The organism is Phenylobacterium sp. (genome assembly GCF_035276905.1).
Classification (GTDB): domain Bacteria; phylum Pseudomonadota; class Alphaproteobacteria; order Caulobacterales; family Caulobacteraceae; genus Phenylobacterium.
This window is the reverse complement of record NZ_DATELG010000401.1, coordinates 1-15221: the sequence shown is the minus strand read 5'-3', so window position 1 is coordinate 15221 and position 15221 is coordinate 1. Positions and strand designations below refer to the sequence as shown.

The window sequence follows — 15221 nt, the reverse complement described above, 5'->3', positions numbered from 1 at the left end:
CATGGCGTCGAGCGCGGCGAACAGCCAGCCGACAGCTTCGTGGAAGCCGGGCGCCTCGGCCTCGGGCCAGACGTTCTGCGGCATCTGGGCCGCGAACCGGTGGCCCGGCGGCAGGTCGCGGCCGACGTGCCAGAACTCCTTCAGGTCGTAGTGGGCGTGGCCCTTGGCGGTCTCGACGCCGAAGGGGGTGTAGCCGCGCTGGCCGGCGAGGCCGACCTTGTACCGGCGCTTCACCTCCTCGGGCAGGGCGAAGAAGGCCTGGGCGGCGTCGAGCGCGGCCTCGATCCGCGCCTGCGGCAGACCGTGGTCGCAGATCACCGCGAAGCCGAAGCGGGCGAATGAGGCGCCGAGGTCGCGGGAGAAGGCCGCGAAATCGGCCTCGAAGGCGGCGAAGGAGACGGGCTCGATCCGGGGCGGCAGGGCCTGATTCATGCCCCCGTCCTACACCTGCTCCTTGCCGGCCTCCACACGGCGTTGCGCCTGCTCGGCCTCGCGCTGGTCCTCCTCGCTGAGGCGCGCCATCTCCGCCTGCAATAGCCGCTCGGTGGTCTCGCGGGAGTCGCGGCTGGCCATGATATAGCGCTCTTCCTCGCCGGCGAGCGGGCGGAGCTTCTCGAACAGCGCCTTGTCGTGGTCGCGGAAGATGACGGCGGCCTTCAGGGCGCGCCGCTCCGACACGCCCAGCTTGACCAGGGCGCGGCGGCCGAAGTTGAGCGCGCTCTCGAAGGTCTCGCGCTCGACCACGTCGGCGCCCTCGCGCAGCAGCTCGTAGGCGTGGCGGCGGTCGTAGGCGCGGGCGATGATGGTCAGGTTGGGGAAGGCCTGGCGCGCGGCCTCGACCATCTCCGAGGCCTTGTCGCGGTCGTCGATCGCCACCAGCAGCAGCTTGGCCCTGGCCGCGCCGGCGTCGCGCAGCAGGTCCAGCCGGCCGGCGTCGCCATAGTGCACCCGCCAGCCGAAGCGGCGCAGGATGTCGATCTGCTCGATGCTGTTCTCCAGCGTCACCACCTTGAAGTCGTTGGCGACCAGCAGGCGGGTGGCGATCTGGCCGAAGCGGCCGAAGCCGGCGACGATGGCGTCGGGCTCGCGCTGGTCGAAGGGGATGTGCTCGGGCTCCTCGCGCTCCGGCTCGCGGCTCAGGACCAGCTTTTCGAACGCCGCCAGCAGCAGCGGCGTGGCCGCCATCGAGACGGCGATCACCGCGGTGAACAGCTTGGAGAGCTCCGGCGGCAGGACCTGGGCGCCGACGGCGAAGCCCAGGAGGACGAAGGCGAACTCCCCGCCCTGGGCCAGGGCCACGCCGACGGTGGCGGCGGTGCGGGCCGGCGTGCGGAAGAGACGCGCGGCGCAGTACATCGCCAGGATCTTCAGGGCGATCAGGCCCGCCATCAGGCCGGCCACCAGCCAGGGGCGCGAGGCGACCAGTCTCAGGTCGAGCCCCGCGCCGACGGTGATGAAGAAGAGGCCCAGCAGCAGGCCGCGGAACGGCTCGATGTCGGTCTCCAGCTCGCGGCGGAACTCGCTCTCGGCCAGCACCACGCCCGCCAGAAAGGCGCCCAGCGCCGGCGACAGGCCCACCGCCTCCATCAGCGCGGCCACCGCCACCACCAGCAGCAGCGCCGAGGCGGTGAAGATCTCGCGCAGGCGGGCGGCGGCGATGAAGCGGAACACCGGCTGCATCAGGTAGCGGCCGCCGACGATCACCGCGGTCACCGCGCCGATGACCGCCACGGCCCTGGCCCAGCCCGGCAGGCCGCTCAGCAGGTCGTGCTGTTCCGGCGCGGCCCCCGCGGCGTGGCCGAGCAGGGGCAGGAGCGCGAACAGCGGGATGACCGAGAGATCCTGGAACAGCAGCACCCCGAACGCCGCCTCGCCGACCGCGCCTTGGCGCAGGCCCTTCTCGTCGAGGCTCTGCAGCACGATGGCGGTCGACGACATCGCCAGGATCAGGCCGGCGGCCAGCGCCGTGCGCCAGTCGAGGCCGAGCGCCGCCGCGGCCGCCGCCAGCAGGCCCGCGGTCCCCAGCATCTGCGCCGCGCCCAGGCCGAAGATGGCGGTCCGCATCCGCCACAGCAGGGCGGGGCGCACCTCCAGCCCGATCAGGAACAGCAGGATCACCACGCCGAACTCGGCGAAGCGCATCACGTCTTCCTGCGCGCCGGCCAGGTTGAGCACGAACGGCCCGACCACCACGCCGGCGATCAGATAGCCAAGCACCGAGCCCAGCCCGAGCCGCTTGGCGATCGGCACCGAGGCCACCCCCGCGGCCAGGTAGACCATGGCTTCGACGAGCAGGCCGTTCATCGGGACGCTAGTCCTGGGGTCGTTCGCGACATGGCCGCAATGGACGGCGCCGGACAGCCGGTTGCACGCATTTTCTGCGGCGCCGCAGCGAGGGCGGCGTCAGACCTTTCACAATTGGTGTGATAGCTGCGCCGCATGCGGTCGAACGCATCCTCGACGAGCCTCTGGATCGCGGCGCTGCTGCTCGCCGTGGCGCCGGCGTGCGCCCGCGCCGCCGACGCGCCCCCGCCGGCGTGGACCCTCGAGGCGCGTGAGACGGCGGACTTCTGGAGCAATCTGCAGGGCGGGTTCTCGACCGGCGGGACGACGCTCAACAAGCTGCAGGCGAGCCTGCGCTTCGAAGGCGATGCGGTCGGCTGGCGCGGTTTTTCCGCCTACGCCCAGGTGTTCAAGACCAATTCCCAGAGCCTGTCGTCGACGCGGTCGGGCGACACCCAGACGGCCAGCAACATCGAGGCGGTGCACGTCGAGCGGCTGTTCGAATTCTGGGCCGCGCAGGCCTTGGGCGAGGAGGACAAGCCCGGCTGGCTCCAGCTGCGCGCCGGCCTGATCGACCTCAACCGCACCTTCGACAGCGTCGGGCCGGCGGACCTGTTCCTGAATTCCTCCCACGGCATCGGGCCCGACCTGTCCCACAGCGGCCTGGGCAGCCCGTCGATCTTTCCGCTGACCGCGCCGTCAGCCCAGGTCGATTGGCGGCCGGCCGGCAAGCTGACGCTGCACTTCGGCGCCTTCGCCAGTCCGGATCCGGACCGCGGCCACAACTTCGCCGACCTGCGGCTCTCCAGCCGCGCCGGCGCCATCGTCATCGGCCAGGCCGACTACCAGCTGGGCAAGGACGGCCAGGCCTCGGTCGCGGTCTGGCGCTACACGTCCGACCTGCCGAGCTTCATCGATCCCGCCGGGCGGCTGACGCCCAGGCCCGGCGCCTACGCCTTCGTCCAGGGTCCGACCTTGCTGCCGGGCCGCCCGAGCGGCTGGCTGCGCGGCGGCTTCGCCGACGGCCGCGTGCAGGACGTCAGCGGCTATCTCGGCGCCGGCCTGGTCTGGAAGGGCGTCGTGCCCGGCCGCGCGGCGGACCGGTTCGGCGTGGCGGTGGCCCATGCGCGGATCGGCGGCGCGGGCCGCTCGATCGGACTGCCCGACGCCGAGACCAGCTTCGAGGCGAGCTACAGCTTCAGGCTCGGGCCCTACCTTCATCTCCAGCCCGACGTGCAGCACATCGTCCATCCCGCGCTCGCGCCGGGGCTGAAGAACGCCACCATCGTCGGCCTGAGGCTGGTGGCCTTCGCCCGCGCTCCGGACCCGCCGGGGGACGACGACTAGCCCCTTGCCCGCTCGTCCCCGCTTTCGCCGGGAAAAGCGGCAAAGAAGATGGCGTGCTCAAGAGACGGCCGCTCAGAAGCTCTTCGAAATCCCCGCGAAGAACCCCCGCCGCGGGCCGAACTGGGGCGCGCCGACGCCGACGCCGCTGCCGTCGCGGATCTCGTAGGTCTTGTCGAACAGGTTGATGATGTCGGCGCGCAGCTTGAGTCCCGAGCCCTCGAACTCGTGCGCGGCGGAGAGGTTGACCTGCACATAGCCGGGCAGGTGGCTGCTGTTGGGCGCTTCGCCCTCCGGCGTGCTGCGCAGGCCCGAGCCGTAGATCAGCTCGCCCGACAGCGTGTTCGCGCCCACGCGCCAGGTCCCGCCGGCCGAGGCGGTGTAGGTCTGGTCGTGGTCCAGGTGGATCCAGTGGCCCCGGATGTAGGCCAGCTCGTCGGGGTCGATGTTGAACTGGCTGGAGACGATGTCGCGTCCCTTGGCCTCGGAGATCGCCAGGTTGGCGTAGGCGGTGAGCGGCCCGTGCTCGTAGTTCAGGCTGAACTCGACGCCCTTGGCGTAGCCCTCGCGGTAGTTGAAGGGCGTCAGGATGATCGGCGCGCCGAACTGGCCCTCGTCCAGCAGGTTGCGGGCCTTCTTGTAATAGGTGTCGAGGCCGAGCGTCACCGGCCCCAGCCGCTGCTCCACGCCGACGTCGAAATAGTTGGAGCGCTCGGCAAGGGGCGCGTCGTTCTGCGTCCCGGGCGCCTGGGCGGTGGTGTTCACGAACCTGGCCACGTCCTCGCTGGCCACCAGTTCGAACGGCGGCGGGGTGAAGTAGCGGGCGTAGCCGGCGTGGAAGGTCGTGCCCTCCAGCGGCTTCCAGACCAGGTTCACCCGGGGCGCGATCTGGTGCTCGCTGCGCGCCGCGTTCACCGCGTCGAAGCGCAGGCCGTAGTTCAGGGTCAGCGCCCGGGTGAGCTTCCACTCCTCCTGCAGGAAGGCCGAATAGGTCCAGGCGGTGTCGTTCCCGCTCTCCAGGATCGTCAGCGGCTGGTCGCTGGCCTGGGCGCCCGAGGCGTCCGTCGGCAGCACCTGAGAGGAGGTGCGGCTGGTGGTGCGGTCGGTCTGGACGATCAGGCCGGCGCGCAGGGTGTGGGCGGCGGTCAGCCGGTAGGCGCCTTCGATCTGGGTTCCGACGGCGAGGTCGGTCTTGCGCGCCGACTGGGCGATGCCGTTGAACAGCAGCTCGCCGACCTCGTCGGGGGTGTAGGTGAGCGTCGAGTAGCGCCCGAGCAGCGAGGCCTGCAGGGTCAGCGGGCCCTCGTCCTTCAGATAGGTGGCGATGGCGTAGGTGGTGGTCTCGCGCTGGTGGGAGTCCAGGTTCTCGCTGGCGAAGCCGGCGCGGCCGTTGACGGTGAGGCCGAGGCTCGGCTGCAGGCCCTCGGTGTTGGGGATCTCGAACCGCTGCTGGGAGGTCCCGAGCACCGCCGAGACGCGGCTGGTGTCGTCAAGGATGTGGTCGAAGTAGCCGAAGGCCTGGACCTGGTCGGAGTGGTCGTGGATCGGCCGCTTGCGCCCGTCGGGGCTTTCGATGCCGACGTCGGTGCCGGTGTAGCTGAGCGAGCCGTAGGCGCTGGAGCCGCCCCAGGCGCCGCCGTACTCGAGGCTGGGGGTGATCACGCCCGCGCCGCCGCCGTAGACGCCGACCTCGCCGCCCGGCTGCAGGCCGGTCTTGGTGGTGATGTTGATCACCCCGGCGGTGCGCAGGCCGTACTGGGCCGGCAGGGCGCCGGTGATCAGCTGCAGGTTCGCCGCCAGGCGCGGCGAGAGCGTCTGGCCGAACACCGCCAGGCCTTCGGGCAGGATGACATTGTTCAGCCGGTACTGGATGTCGCCGTGGTCGCCGCGGATGTGCAGCTGGCCGAAGCTGTCCTGGGCCACGCCCGGGGTCTGCAGCACGACCTGGCTGAGCCGCGCGTTGGCCCCGCCCGGCAGGTTGGCGATCAGCGCCTGGGGCACGGTGTAGCTGGAGGCGCCCAGCGCCGGCTCGATCGCCTCGCGCGCGGCGTCCAGCTTGCGGGCGGTGACGACGACTTCAGGGGCTACGGGCGCGGCGGCGTCATCCGCATGAGCCATGGCCGGCGCGAGCGCGCAGAGCAGCGCCCCGGCGCTCGCGTGAATGAGAAGGCTCTTCCGCACCGCGCCGCTCCACTGTTGCGCCGGATCTTGGCGGCGGTGTTATGATATAACATAATTGATCGTCAAGGTGCTCCGGCGGCCTGCATCCAGACGGCGGAATCCAGCGTATCGTCGAGGCCACATCGGAGCTCGCCATGACCTTTCGGACCCTCGCCGCCGCCAGCGCCTTCGCCCTCATCGCCGTTCAGGCCGCGCCGGCGGCCGCGGCGTTGAAGACCGCCGTCTTCGCCGGCGGCTGCTTCTGGTCGGCCGAGCACGACATCGCGCACACCGCGGGCGTGGCCAAGGTGGTCGTGGGCTATTCCGGCGGAACGCGGCGCAACCCGACCTATGGCGACCACGCGGGCCACCTGGAATCGATCCGGGTCACCTACGACCCGGCGAAGATCAGCTATCCGCAGCTGGTGAGCGCGTTCTTCCACCACATCGACCCGACCGACGCCGACGGTCAGATCTGCGACAAGGGCCCCTCCTATCGCACCGCCGTCTTCACGGCGTCCGCGCAGGAGCAGGCGCAGGCCGAGGCAGTGAAGGCCAAGGTCGCCAAGGCCCTCGGCCAGCCGGTCGCCACCAAGGTGCTGCCGGCGGGGACCTTCTGGCCGGCGGAGGCCTATCACCAGGACTACGCGGAGAAGAATCCGGTGAGTTACAACGCCTACCGCATCGGTTGCGGGCGGGACGCGCGGCTGAAGGCGGTGTGGCAGGGCCGCTAAAGCCAGCCCGGCCCTGCGGCGTCTTGCCGCGGCTCACCCGTAAGTTGTAACAAAAGCTAAGACGGTCCGTAACAAAAGCGTTGTCGACCCGAGTCATTGCTCCGCGCCGAGCCTAGGGGACGTGGCGGCCTTCTCCCAATGAGCCGGCGTGCGGGGCTCTGAGGGGATGTTTATGACTCGACTTCAACGGCTGGCGGCCGGTGCGGCCGCCTGCGCGATCGCTTGCGCCACGACGAGCGCTGTCTTCGCCCAGGAAATCACCGGCGGCATCGCCGGCTCGGTCGTCGGTCCCGACGGCAAGCCGATGTCCGGCGTCGCAGTGATCGTGACCGACCGCAAGACGGATCGGACCGTCACCAGCGTCAGCAACGCCGACGGCCTTTTCTCGATCCGCAACCTGCCGGCCACCGGCGACTTCAGCGTCAAGGCGACGACGCCTGACGGCGCATCGAAGACCGTCGACGTCGGCGCGGTGCCGATCGGCGCCCCCTTCCCGGTGACGGTCGACTTCGGCGCCAAGGAAGTCTCCGAGCTGGTGGTCACCGGCTCGCGCAAGACGGCCGCGACCGCGACGGTCCAGACCGGTCCGCGCTCGGCCTTCACCGCCGACCAGATCACCGCGGCGCCGACCTTCGCGCGCGACCTGAAGGACCTGATCCGCACCAACCCGTTCGTGACCATCGACCCGGCGAACTCGAACGCGATCATCGTCGCCGGCGCCAACAACCGGACCAGCACCATCTACCTGGACGGCGTGCGCCAGTCCGACGACTTCGGTCTGAACAACGGCGGCTACCCGACCCAGCGCTCGCCGTTCTCGATCGACGTCGTCCAGGCGTTCAACTTCGACGTCGCGCCCTATGACGTGCGCTACGGCGACTTCGAGGGCGGCGTGCTGAACGTCGTCACCAAGTCGGGCTCGAACGACTTTCACGGCTCGGCCTTCTGGGAGCGCGATTCCAACTACCTGGCCGGCAGCAAGATCGGCAAGGACGCCTTCGACGGCCAGTTCGACCGGACGGTGACCACGAAGTTCCGCGACATCAACAAGGGCTTCACCCTCGGCGGGCCGCTCTACAAGGACCACTTGTTCTTCTTCGTCGGCTACGAGAAGTACACCGGCGTCGGCTCCTCCGGCGGCTTCGTCCCGGGCGACGTGGCCGGCGCCAACCCGATTCCGCAGGTCACGCAGAGCAGCGTCACCCAGGTCCAGAACATCCTGAAGAGCAAGTACGGCTACGACCCGCTGAACTACGGCGGCACGGGCCCGGTGACCGACAAGAAATGGTTCGCCAAGCTCGACTGGTACATCACCGACAACCAGCACCTGTGGGTCAGCTACCAGTCGACCGACGGCTTCAGCTACAACAATCCCAACGGCAGCACTCAGAACAAGATCCTGAACCTGCAGTCGAACGACTACACGCTGGAGCAGAAGCTGACCGCCTTTACGGCGGACCTGACCTCGCACTGGACGCCGAACTTCTCCACCGAGGTCCAGTTCTCGCGCAAGGTGGTGCAGACGCCGTCGCTCTTGTTCACCGACCCGTTCGCCCAGTTCCAGGTGCAGCTGGCCACCGGCGGCAACATCAACCTCGGCCCCGACATCTCGCGCCAGGCGAACGACCTGGAGACGATCGACAAGCAGGGCCGCCTGCGCGCCACCTACGTCCTCGGCAACCATACCCTGACCGCGGGCTACGAGCACGACGAGCTCGCCGAGTACGATCTGTTCATCCAGAACGCGACCGGCGCCTACACCTTCTCGAACGGCTGCGGACCCGGACTGGGCCAGGCGAACGGCGCGCTGGTCAACCTGCAGGCCGGGGTCGCCTGCGCGCTGACCTACAACAACGCCTTCGACAACAACCCGCTCACCGCCGCGGCCACCGTCCACATCAAGAACGACACCCTCTACTTCCAGGATGAGTGGCGGCCGACCCCGGAGCTGACCCTGCGCGCCGGCCTGCGCTATGAGACTTACGGCAGCGCCGACGTGCCGAAGGCCAATCCGCGGTTCCTGAACCAGTACGGCTTCCCGAACACCGCCACCATCGACGGTCTCGGCATCTGGATGCCACGCTTCGGCTTCAACTGGCGGCCGGATCCGTCGCTCACGGTCTATGGCGGCGCGGGCCTGTTCTCGGGCGGCAACCCCGGCGTCTGGATCTACAACTCGTTCAACAACACCGGGAACATCGCCGGTGCTTCGCGCTTCACCTGCTCGACCGCCACCTGCACCGGCCCGCTCGTGGGCGTGACCGGGTCCTCGATCCCCGCCAGCGCGCAGACGACGGTGACCAACAGCGCCGCGCTCGGCACCGGCAACGTCGCGGCGCTCGACCCGAACTTCAAGGAGCCGTCGGTCTGGAAGTTCTCGCTCGGCGCGGTGAAGAACATCAACTTCGGCGACTACGAGCGTCTGGGCGGCTTCGGCAAGTTCCTGGGCGACAACTGGACCGTCCACGCCGACGCCTACTATGCGAAGACCAAGGACGGCGTGAACTTCCAGGACATCTGGGCGCTGCAGAACCAGCTGGCCACGCCCGCCCCTGACGGCCGTCCGCTCTACAACCCGGCCCGTTACACCAACGCCCTCAACCGCACGTCCGGCGCAGACATTCTGCTGACCAACACCGACCAGGGCGACTCGAAGATCTTCGCCGTCGGCTTCGGCAAGGCCTGGACCGACGGCTGGGCCCAGGGCTTCTCGTTCGACTACACCTACGCCCACCAGCGGGTGCGGGACGTGAGCCCGGCGACCAGTTCGGTGGCGACCTCGAACTTCAACAACACCATCACCGCGAACCCGAACTTCCCGGACCTCGCGACCTCGAACTACGAGATCCGCTGGTCGAACAAGATCACCCTGGACTACCAGCGCAAGTTCTTCGGCGACAACAAGACCACCGTCACCCTGTTCGCGCAGTATCGCGCCGGCCAGCCCTACAGCTACGCCTTCTGCACCACCAACTCCGGCAGCTGCGCAAGCCCGAGCTTCCCCGGCCCGGCCGACCAGCTGTTCGGCCAGGCGAACACCTCGACCAACCATCAGCTGCTCTACCTGCCCGCGGGCGTGAACGGCGTCGTCACGGCGACCAGCGACCCGCGCGTGGTCTATGGCCCGGGCTTCAACCTGGCGGCGTTCAACGCCTTCATCCAGGAGCACGGGCTGACCGGCCGCGAAGGCTCGATCCTGCCGCGCAACGCCTTCCGCTCGCATCCCTTCTTCAGCGGCGACCTGCACCTGGCCCAGGAGCTTCCGGTCTATCCGGTGCACGGCGGCTCGAAGCTCGAGCTCTATGCGGACATCATCAACTTCCCCAACCTGCTCAACAAGAACTGGGGGATCCTGAACCAGGTGGCGTTCCCCTACGCCCTGGCGCCGGTGGTGGCGGTCAACTGCCAGCTGGCGGGCAACGCCGGGGCCTGCGGCGCGAACGCGGGCAAGAACGTCTACCTCTACCAGCAGTTCAAGCAGGGCAACATCGTCGGTACGGTGATCACGCCGAACTCGCCGCCGACCCCGCTGTGGGTCATCAAGCTCGGCGCCCGCTTCAAGTTCTAGATCCTGCCGAAGCGAAGTCTCCGGGGCGGCTGCAGCAATGCAGCCGCCCTTGCATATTGGCGGGCTATTCTTGACGTAAGGATCCGGTAAGGCCATCTGCGCGCGCTTTGATGTCGAGGGTCGGATGAAGGTCATTGTTCCTGCGGAATGGGCGCCGCACCGCGCCATGTGGCTGGGCTTCCCGAGCCACGAGGAGCTGTGGGAGGACGACCTCCCCGCCGCCCAGGCCGAGGTCGCGGCCCTGGCCCGCGCCCTGGCCGGTCCGGGGGCCGAGCGGGTGCGCCTGCTGACCGGCTCGTCCGAGGGCGAGGCGGCCGCCCGGCGGATGCTGGGCGAGGCGGCCGGCGTGGAAATCGTCCCCGGCGCCTTCGGCGACATCTGGCTGCGCGACACCGGCCCGATCTTCGCCTGCGGCGAGGGCGGGCTGCAGGCCCAGGCCTTCCGCTTCAACGGCTGGGGCGGCAAGTACGAGCTCGAGCACGACGACACGGTGGCCGGGCAGATCGCCGCGGCCTCGGCTGCGCCCCTGGCGCGCCACGACTTCATCCTCGAGGGCGGCGCGGTCGACCATGACGGCGAGGGCACGGTGCTGACCACCGGCCAGTGCGTGCTCAATCCGAACCGCAACGCCGGCTGGACCGAAGCCGTCGCCGAGGCGGCCTTCGCCGAAGCCCTGGGGGCGAAGAAGGTGCTCTGGCTGGGCGAGGGCCTGCAGAACGACCACACCGACGGCCACGTCGACAACCTGGCCCGCTTCGTCGCGCCCGGCGTCGTGGCCTGCCCGGTCGCCTGGGGCCGCGGCGATCCCAACGCCGACGCCTATGACGACGCCGCGCGCCGGCTTGCGGGCATGAGCGACGCTGGGGGGCGCAAGCTTGCGGTGGTGCGGATCCCCTCGCCGGGCTTCGTCGAAGGGCCGGAAGGCGGCCCGATCCCGGCCTCGCACATGAACTTCCTGATCGCCAACCAGGCGGTGATCGTGCCGCTCTACGAGCAGCGGCCCGGCGCGCTGGCCGTCGAGGCGCTCAAGTCCCTGTTCCCCGACCGTGCGGTGATCGGCCTGCCGTCGCTGGCCATCCTCACCGGCGGCGGCTCGTTCCACTGCATCACCCAGCAGGAGCCCGCCTGATGACGCGCAGCCTGACCGTCGGCGCCATCCAGACCTCCTACGGCGAGGACCTGGCGGCGAACATCAAGAAGACCGCCGACTTCATCCGCCAGGCCGCCGACCGCGGCGCGCAGGTGATCCTGCCGTCGGAGCTGTTCCAGGGGCCCTATTTCTGCGTCGCCCAGGAGGAGCGCTGGTTCGCCGCCGCCCATCCCTGGCGCGAGCATCCGTGCGTGACCGCGCTCGCGCCGCTGGCGCAGGAGTTGGGCGTGGTGCTGCCGATCTCGATCTACGAGCGCGAGGGACCGCACTACTTCAACAGCCTGGTGATGGTCGACGCCGACGGCTCGCTGATGGGCGTCTATCGCAAGAGCCACATCCCCGACGGCCCAGGTTACATGGAGAAGTACTACTTCCGGCCCGGCGACACCGGCTTCAAGGTCTGGGACAGCCGCTTCGGCCGCCTCGGCGTCGGCATCTGCTGGGACCAGTGGTATCCGGAATGCGCCCGCGCCATGGCGCTGATGGGCGCGGAGGTCCTGTTTTATCCGACCGCGATCGGCTCGGAGCCGCACGACCCGACGCTCGACACCGCAGCCCCGTGGCGGCGGGCGATGCAGGGCCATGCGGTCTCCAACGTGATTCCGGTGGTGGGCGCCAACCGCACCGGCTTCGAGCCCTGGGACGGCTATCCGAACGGCGGCCAGGCCTTCTATGGCTCGAGCTTCATCGCCGACCACCGGGGCGACCTGGTGGCCGCCTTCGGCCGCGAGGACGAGGGCGTGCTGACCGCCGCCTTCGACCTCGACTTCCTGGCCACCCACCGCGCCGCCTGGGGTTTCTTCCGCGACCGGCGGACGGATCTCTACGGCGCGCTGACGCAGGGCCGGCCGGCATAAGCAGCTGCGCCGCCGGCCGAGTTTGCCGCCCGCAGCCCGATCCGTTAGAAGCGCACAACCTCCCGTGCGGCCTCGGAAAAGCCGCGCGTTCCTGATCGAAGGCCTTCCATGACCACGACCCAGACTCCCGCCGGCGAGATCACCGGCTCCGTCCTGTTCTATTCGCGCCCCGAGCCGCTCACGCCCGAGCTGCACGGCAAGCTGGGGGTCAAGCGCCTCGACGGGCCGTTCAAGTTCGCCAAAGCCGGCCACGCCATCCCGCTGACCGTCGGCGAGTTCCCGGTCGCCGCCGTCACCGGCCCGATCATCTTCGTCGGCGAAGAGAAGCTGCCGCTGTCGGTGATGGGCCTGAACGCCGGCGACAACATGTTCGTCCGGCCCGACGGCCTGTTCGAGCCGGGCGTCTACATCCCGGCCTATGTGCGCCGCTATCCGTTCGTCTTCGCCAATGACGACAGCAACCAGCAGATGGTGCTCTGCGTCGACCGCGCCGCGGACTTCGTCGTCGAGGGCGGCGACCTGCCGTTCTTCGACGCCAAGGGCCAGCCCAGCGACTACACCAAGGCCTGCATGGAGTTCTGCAACAACTTCGAGATGGAGCGGCAGCGGACGATGAGCTTCGTCCAGCTGCTGAAGGACCTCGACCTCTTCGAGCTGAAGACCGCGACCTTCACCCCGCCGACCCAGGAAGGCCAGCCCGCGGCCGAGCCGCAGAAGATCGCCGAGTACTTCGGCGTCTCGGAGGAGAAGCTGAACAAGCTTCCGGTCGAGAAGTACATCGAGCTGCGCGACAACGGCGCGCTCGCCCAGATCTACGCCCACCTGCTGTCGCTGGTCGGCTGGGACCGCCTGATCTCGCTGGCGCTGACGCGCGGCCCGCAGGCGGCGAACCAGTAGGCCTATTATCGAGTGTCATCATCCCGGTCTTCGCTTCGCGAAACCGGGATGAGACGGAAAAAGTGGCGCCGGCTACCGCGCCCACACCCCCCGCGTCAGGCAGGAGAAGACCAGCCGGCCGGCCTCGTCGAGCAGGTCGTGCTGGCAGATGACGATGCCCTTGCCGTCGCCGACCGGATCCTTGGCCATCACCGTCATGCGGCCGCGCAGCAGCTCGCCCACCGGCGGGTTGCGCAGCCAGCGCAGGGCGTCGACGCCCAGCCGCTTGTGCGGCCAGTCGGTGTGGGCCACCGCGTCCAGCCTCGCCCACAGGGCGTAGACCATCGCGTCGGGCGCGCCGCGGTCCACTGTCCAGCCCGGCGTGAAGGCGCCGACGAAGGCCTCCAGCGCCTCGGCCTGGACCGCGCAGGCGCCGAGGGACACGACTTGCCCGATCTGGATATCGTCGAACGCGGCTGGCACGGGGAGCAGCTCCTGGGACCTGGGGCAGATTCGGCGATGATGGCGGGCGGGGCGGCGAAGTCGAGCGCCGCTTTGCGCAAAGCCCGCGGACGCGCATATAGGCCGCGGGGAAAGGTCAGGCGCGCGAGGACATGATGCGACTTTTGGCGGGCCTCTTGTTGGCGTTCACCGTCGCGGCGGGCGCTGCGCGCGCGGCCCCGGCCGAGAGCGAGCCGGTCGACACCGGCCATCTGACCGCCCAGCTCGTCTCGCAGTCGGCGGGCGTCGCCCCCGGCCAGACCGTCTGGCTGGCGGTGCGCCAGAAGATCCAGAAGGGCTGGCACACCTACTGGCGAAATCCCGGCGACGCCGGCGAGCCGATGAAGCTTGGCTGGACGCTGCCGCCGGGCTGGACGGCGGGCGGGATCGCCTGGCCGGTCCCGCATCGCCTGCCGGTCGGGCCGCTGATGGACTATGGCTACGAAGGCCAGGTGCTGGTCCCGGTCCCGGTCACCGCGCCCGCGACCGCCAGGCCGGGCGAGATGGCGCCGCTGAAGGTCGCCGCCTCCTTCCTGGTCTGCGCCGAGACCTGTGTCCCGGCGGACGCGGTGCTGACGCTGAACCTGCCGGTCACCGCCGCGCCCGCCGCGCTCGATCCGAAGTGGGGGCGCGAAGTGACCCGTGCGCTGGCCGGCACGCCGAAGCCCGCCCCCGTGACGGCCGCCTTCGAGCGCGGGCCGAAGGGCCTGACGCTGGCCGCCGCCGGCGGGCCGCTGCGGGGCGCCCTCGGCCGCGACGCCTATTTCTATCCTTACGTCTCGACCGTCATCGAGCACGCCAAGCCACAGGCGATCGAACGCGGGCCCGAGGGGCTGACCCTGACGCTTAAGCCCGGCTACGACTTCACCAGCGGGACCGCGCCCAAGAGCCTCGCCGGCTTGCTCGTCGCCGACGGCAAGGCCTATGAGATCTCAGCCGCCGAAGGCCCGCTCCCGCCCGGCGCCGCCGGCCTCGGCCCGCCGCCGGTGAAGGCGGCCGACCTCAGCCTGCTGCCGGCGGTGCTGTTCGCCGTCATGGGCGGCCTGATGCTCAACCTGATGCCCTGCGTCTTCCCGGTGCTGGCGATGAAGGCCGCGGCGCTGGCCGGCCATGCGCGGGAGGAGACCGGCGTGCGCCGCCAGGGCCTGGCCTTCGGCGCGGGCGTCCTTGTCACCTTCCTGGGGCTGGCCGGCGCGCTGATCGCGCTGAAGGCCGCGGGCGCCGCCGTCGGCTGGGGCTTCCAGCTGCAGTCGCCGCCGGTGGTGGCGGCCCTGGCGCTGCTGATCCTCGCCGTGGCCCTGGACCTTTCCGGCGTGTTCGAGGTCGGGACCTCGCTGCAGGGCGCGGGCTCGGGTCTGGCCAGCCGCCGGGGCCTCACCGGGGCTTTCTTCACCGGCGCGCTCTCGGTGGTGGTCGCCGCGCCTTGCACCGCGCCCTTCATGGGACCGGCGCTCGGCTGGGCGCTGACCCAGTCGCCGATCGCCGCGCTGGTGGTCTTCGCGGGCCTGGCCATAGGCTTCGCCTTGCCGTTCGTGCTGGTGTCCTACGCGCCCGGCCTGATCGCCCGCCTGCCCCGGCCCGGACCCTGGATGGACGTCTTCAAGAAGGCGCTGGCGTTTCCGATGTACGCCGCCGCGGCCTGGCTGGCCTGGGTGCTGACGGTGCAGGCCGGCCCCTCGGCGCTCGCCCAGCTGCTGGCCGCCGCGGTGGTTCTGGCGCTCGCCGCCTGGCTGGGCGGCGCGGCCCAG

The 15221-nt window shown here is 70.1% G+C and carries 11 protein-coding genes; 7 read left to right on the top strand and 4 right to left on the bottom strand.

The window, feature by feature from the left end; translation table 11 throughout:
* The coding region (locus VJS38_RS19345) for a 2-oxoglutarate and iron-dependent oxygenase domain-containing protein (RefSeq protein ID WP_324089781.1) at positions 1 to 432 on the bottom strand (432 nt) is incomplete at its 3' end.
* 9 nt (positions 433 to 441) lie between these two features.
* Entirely contained in the window at positions 442 to 2304 is a 1863-nt protein-coding gene (locus VJS38_RS19340; RefSeq protein ID WP_324089780.1) for a monovalent cation:proton antiporter-2 (CPA2) family protein, read from the bottom strand.
* A 135-nt stretch (positions 2305 to 2439) separates the two neighbouring features.
* Here VJS38_RS19340 and VJS38_RS19335 point away from each other — a divergent pair, with 135 nt between their 5' ends.
* Positions 2440 to 3630, top strand: coding sequence for a carbohydrate porin (locus VJS38_RS19335; protein ID WP_324089779.1), 1191 nt, complete (start codon positions 2440 to 2442; stop codon positions 3628 to 3630).
* Between the two features lie 72 nt (positions 3631 to 3702).
* On the opposite strand, the gene VJS38_RS19330 is transcribed toward VJS38_RS19335, so the two are convergent.
* A complete protein-coding gene (locus tag VJS38_RS19330; RefSeq protein ID WP_324089778.1) occupies positions 3703 to 5808 on the bottom strand; it encodes a TonB-dependent receptor in 2106 nt (701 codons plus the stop codon).
* A gap of 134 nt (positions 5809 to 5942) precedes the next feature.
* On the opposite strand from VJS38_RS19330, the gene msrA reads away from it, so the two are divergent.
* The 5 genes from msrA to VJS38_RS19305 all read left to right on the top strand — a co-directional run bounded on the left by msrA (position 5943) and on the right by VJS38_RS19305 (position 12993).
* On the top strand, positions 5943 to 6521 hold the full coding sequence (msrA, locus tag VJS38_RS19325; RefSeq protein ID WP_324089777.1) for a peptide-methionine (S)-S-oxide reductase MsrA: 579 nt from the start codon (positions 5943 to 5945) through the stop codon (positions 6519 to 6521).
* Positions 6522 to 6693: 172 nt separating this feature from the next.
* Positions 6694 to 10089, top strand: a complete 3396-nt coding sequence (locus VJS38_RS19320; protein WP_324089776.1) for a TonB-dependent receptor — start codon at positions 6694 to 6696, stop codon at positions 10087 to 10089.
* Between the two features lie 124 nt (positions 10090 to 10213).
* Positions 10214 to 11218, top strand: a complete 1005-nt coding sequence (locus VJS38_RS19315; protein WP_324089775.1) for an agmatine deiminase family protein — start codon at positions 10214 to 10216, stop codon at positions 11216 to 11218.
* The gene (gene aguB / locus VJS38_RS19310; protein ID WP_324089774.1) at positions 11218 to 12096 is read left to right on the top strand and encodes an N-carbamoylputrescine amidase; all 879 of its coding nucleotides are present in this window, start codon (positions 11218 to 11220) and stop codon (positions 12094 to 12096) included. Before VJS38_RS19315 ends, aguB begins: the two co-directional genes overlap by 1 nt.
* A gap of 108 nt (positions 12097 to 12204) precedes the next feature.
* On the top strand, positions 12205 to 12993 hold the full coding sequence (locus tag VJS38_RS19305; protein WP_324089773.1) for a SapC family protein: 789 nt from the start codon (positions 12205 to 12207) through the stop codon (positions 12991 to 12993).
* Positions 12994 to 13065: 72 nt separating this feature from the next.
* Here VJS38_RS19305 and VJS38_RS19300 read toward each other — a convergent pair whose 3' ends face one another.
* Positions 13066 to 13455: an acyl dehydratase gene (locus tag VJS38_RS19300; protein WP_324089772.1), complete on the bottom strand. Its 390-nt coding sequence runs from the start codon at positions 13453 to 13455 to the stop codon at positions 13066 to 13068.
* 131 nt (positions 13456 to 13586) lie between these two features.
* Between VJS38_RS19300 and VJS38_RS19295 the strand changes: the two genes are divergently transcribed.
* The coding region (locus tag VJS38_RS19295) for a protein-disulfide reductase DsbD domain-containing protein (RefSeq protein WP_324089771.1) at positions 13587 to 15221 on the top strand (1635 nt) is incomplete at its 3' end.

Excerpts from the sequence above, each read along its gene's own strand:
- VJS38_RS19335 (WP_324089779.1), top strand. The coding sequence starts at position 2,440 with ATGCGGTCGAACGCATCCTCGACGAGCCTCTGGATCGCGGCGCTGCTG.
- VJS38_RS19320 (WP_324089776.1), top strand. The coding sequence starts at position 6,694 with ATGACTCGACTTCAACGGCTGGCGGCCGGTGCGGCCGCCTGCGCGATC.
- msrA (WP_324089777.1), top strand. The coding sequence starts at position 5,943 with ATGACCTTTCGGACCCTCGCCGCCGCCAGCGCCTTCGCCCTCATCGCC.
- VJS38_RS19305 (WP_324089773.1), top strand. The coding sequence starts at position 12,205 with ATGACCACGACCCAGACTCCCGCCGGCGAGATCACCGGCTCCGTCCTG.
- aguB (WP_324089774.1), top strand. The coding sequence starts at position 11,218 with ATGACGCGCAGCCTGACCGTCGGCGCCATCCAGACCTCCTACGGCGAG.
- VJS38_RS19315 (WP_324089775.1), top strand. The coding sequence starts at position 10,214 with ATGAAGGTCATTGTTCCTGCGGAATGGGCGCCGCACCGCGCCATGTGG.
- VJS38_RS19340 (WP_324089780.1), bottom strand. The coding sequence starts at position 2,304 with ATGAACGGCCTGCTCGTCGAAGCCATGGTCTACCTGGCCGCGGGGGTG.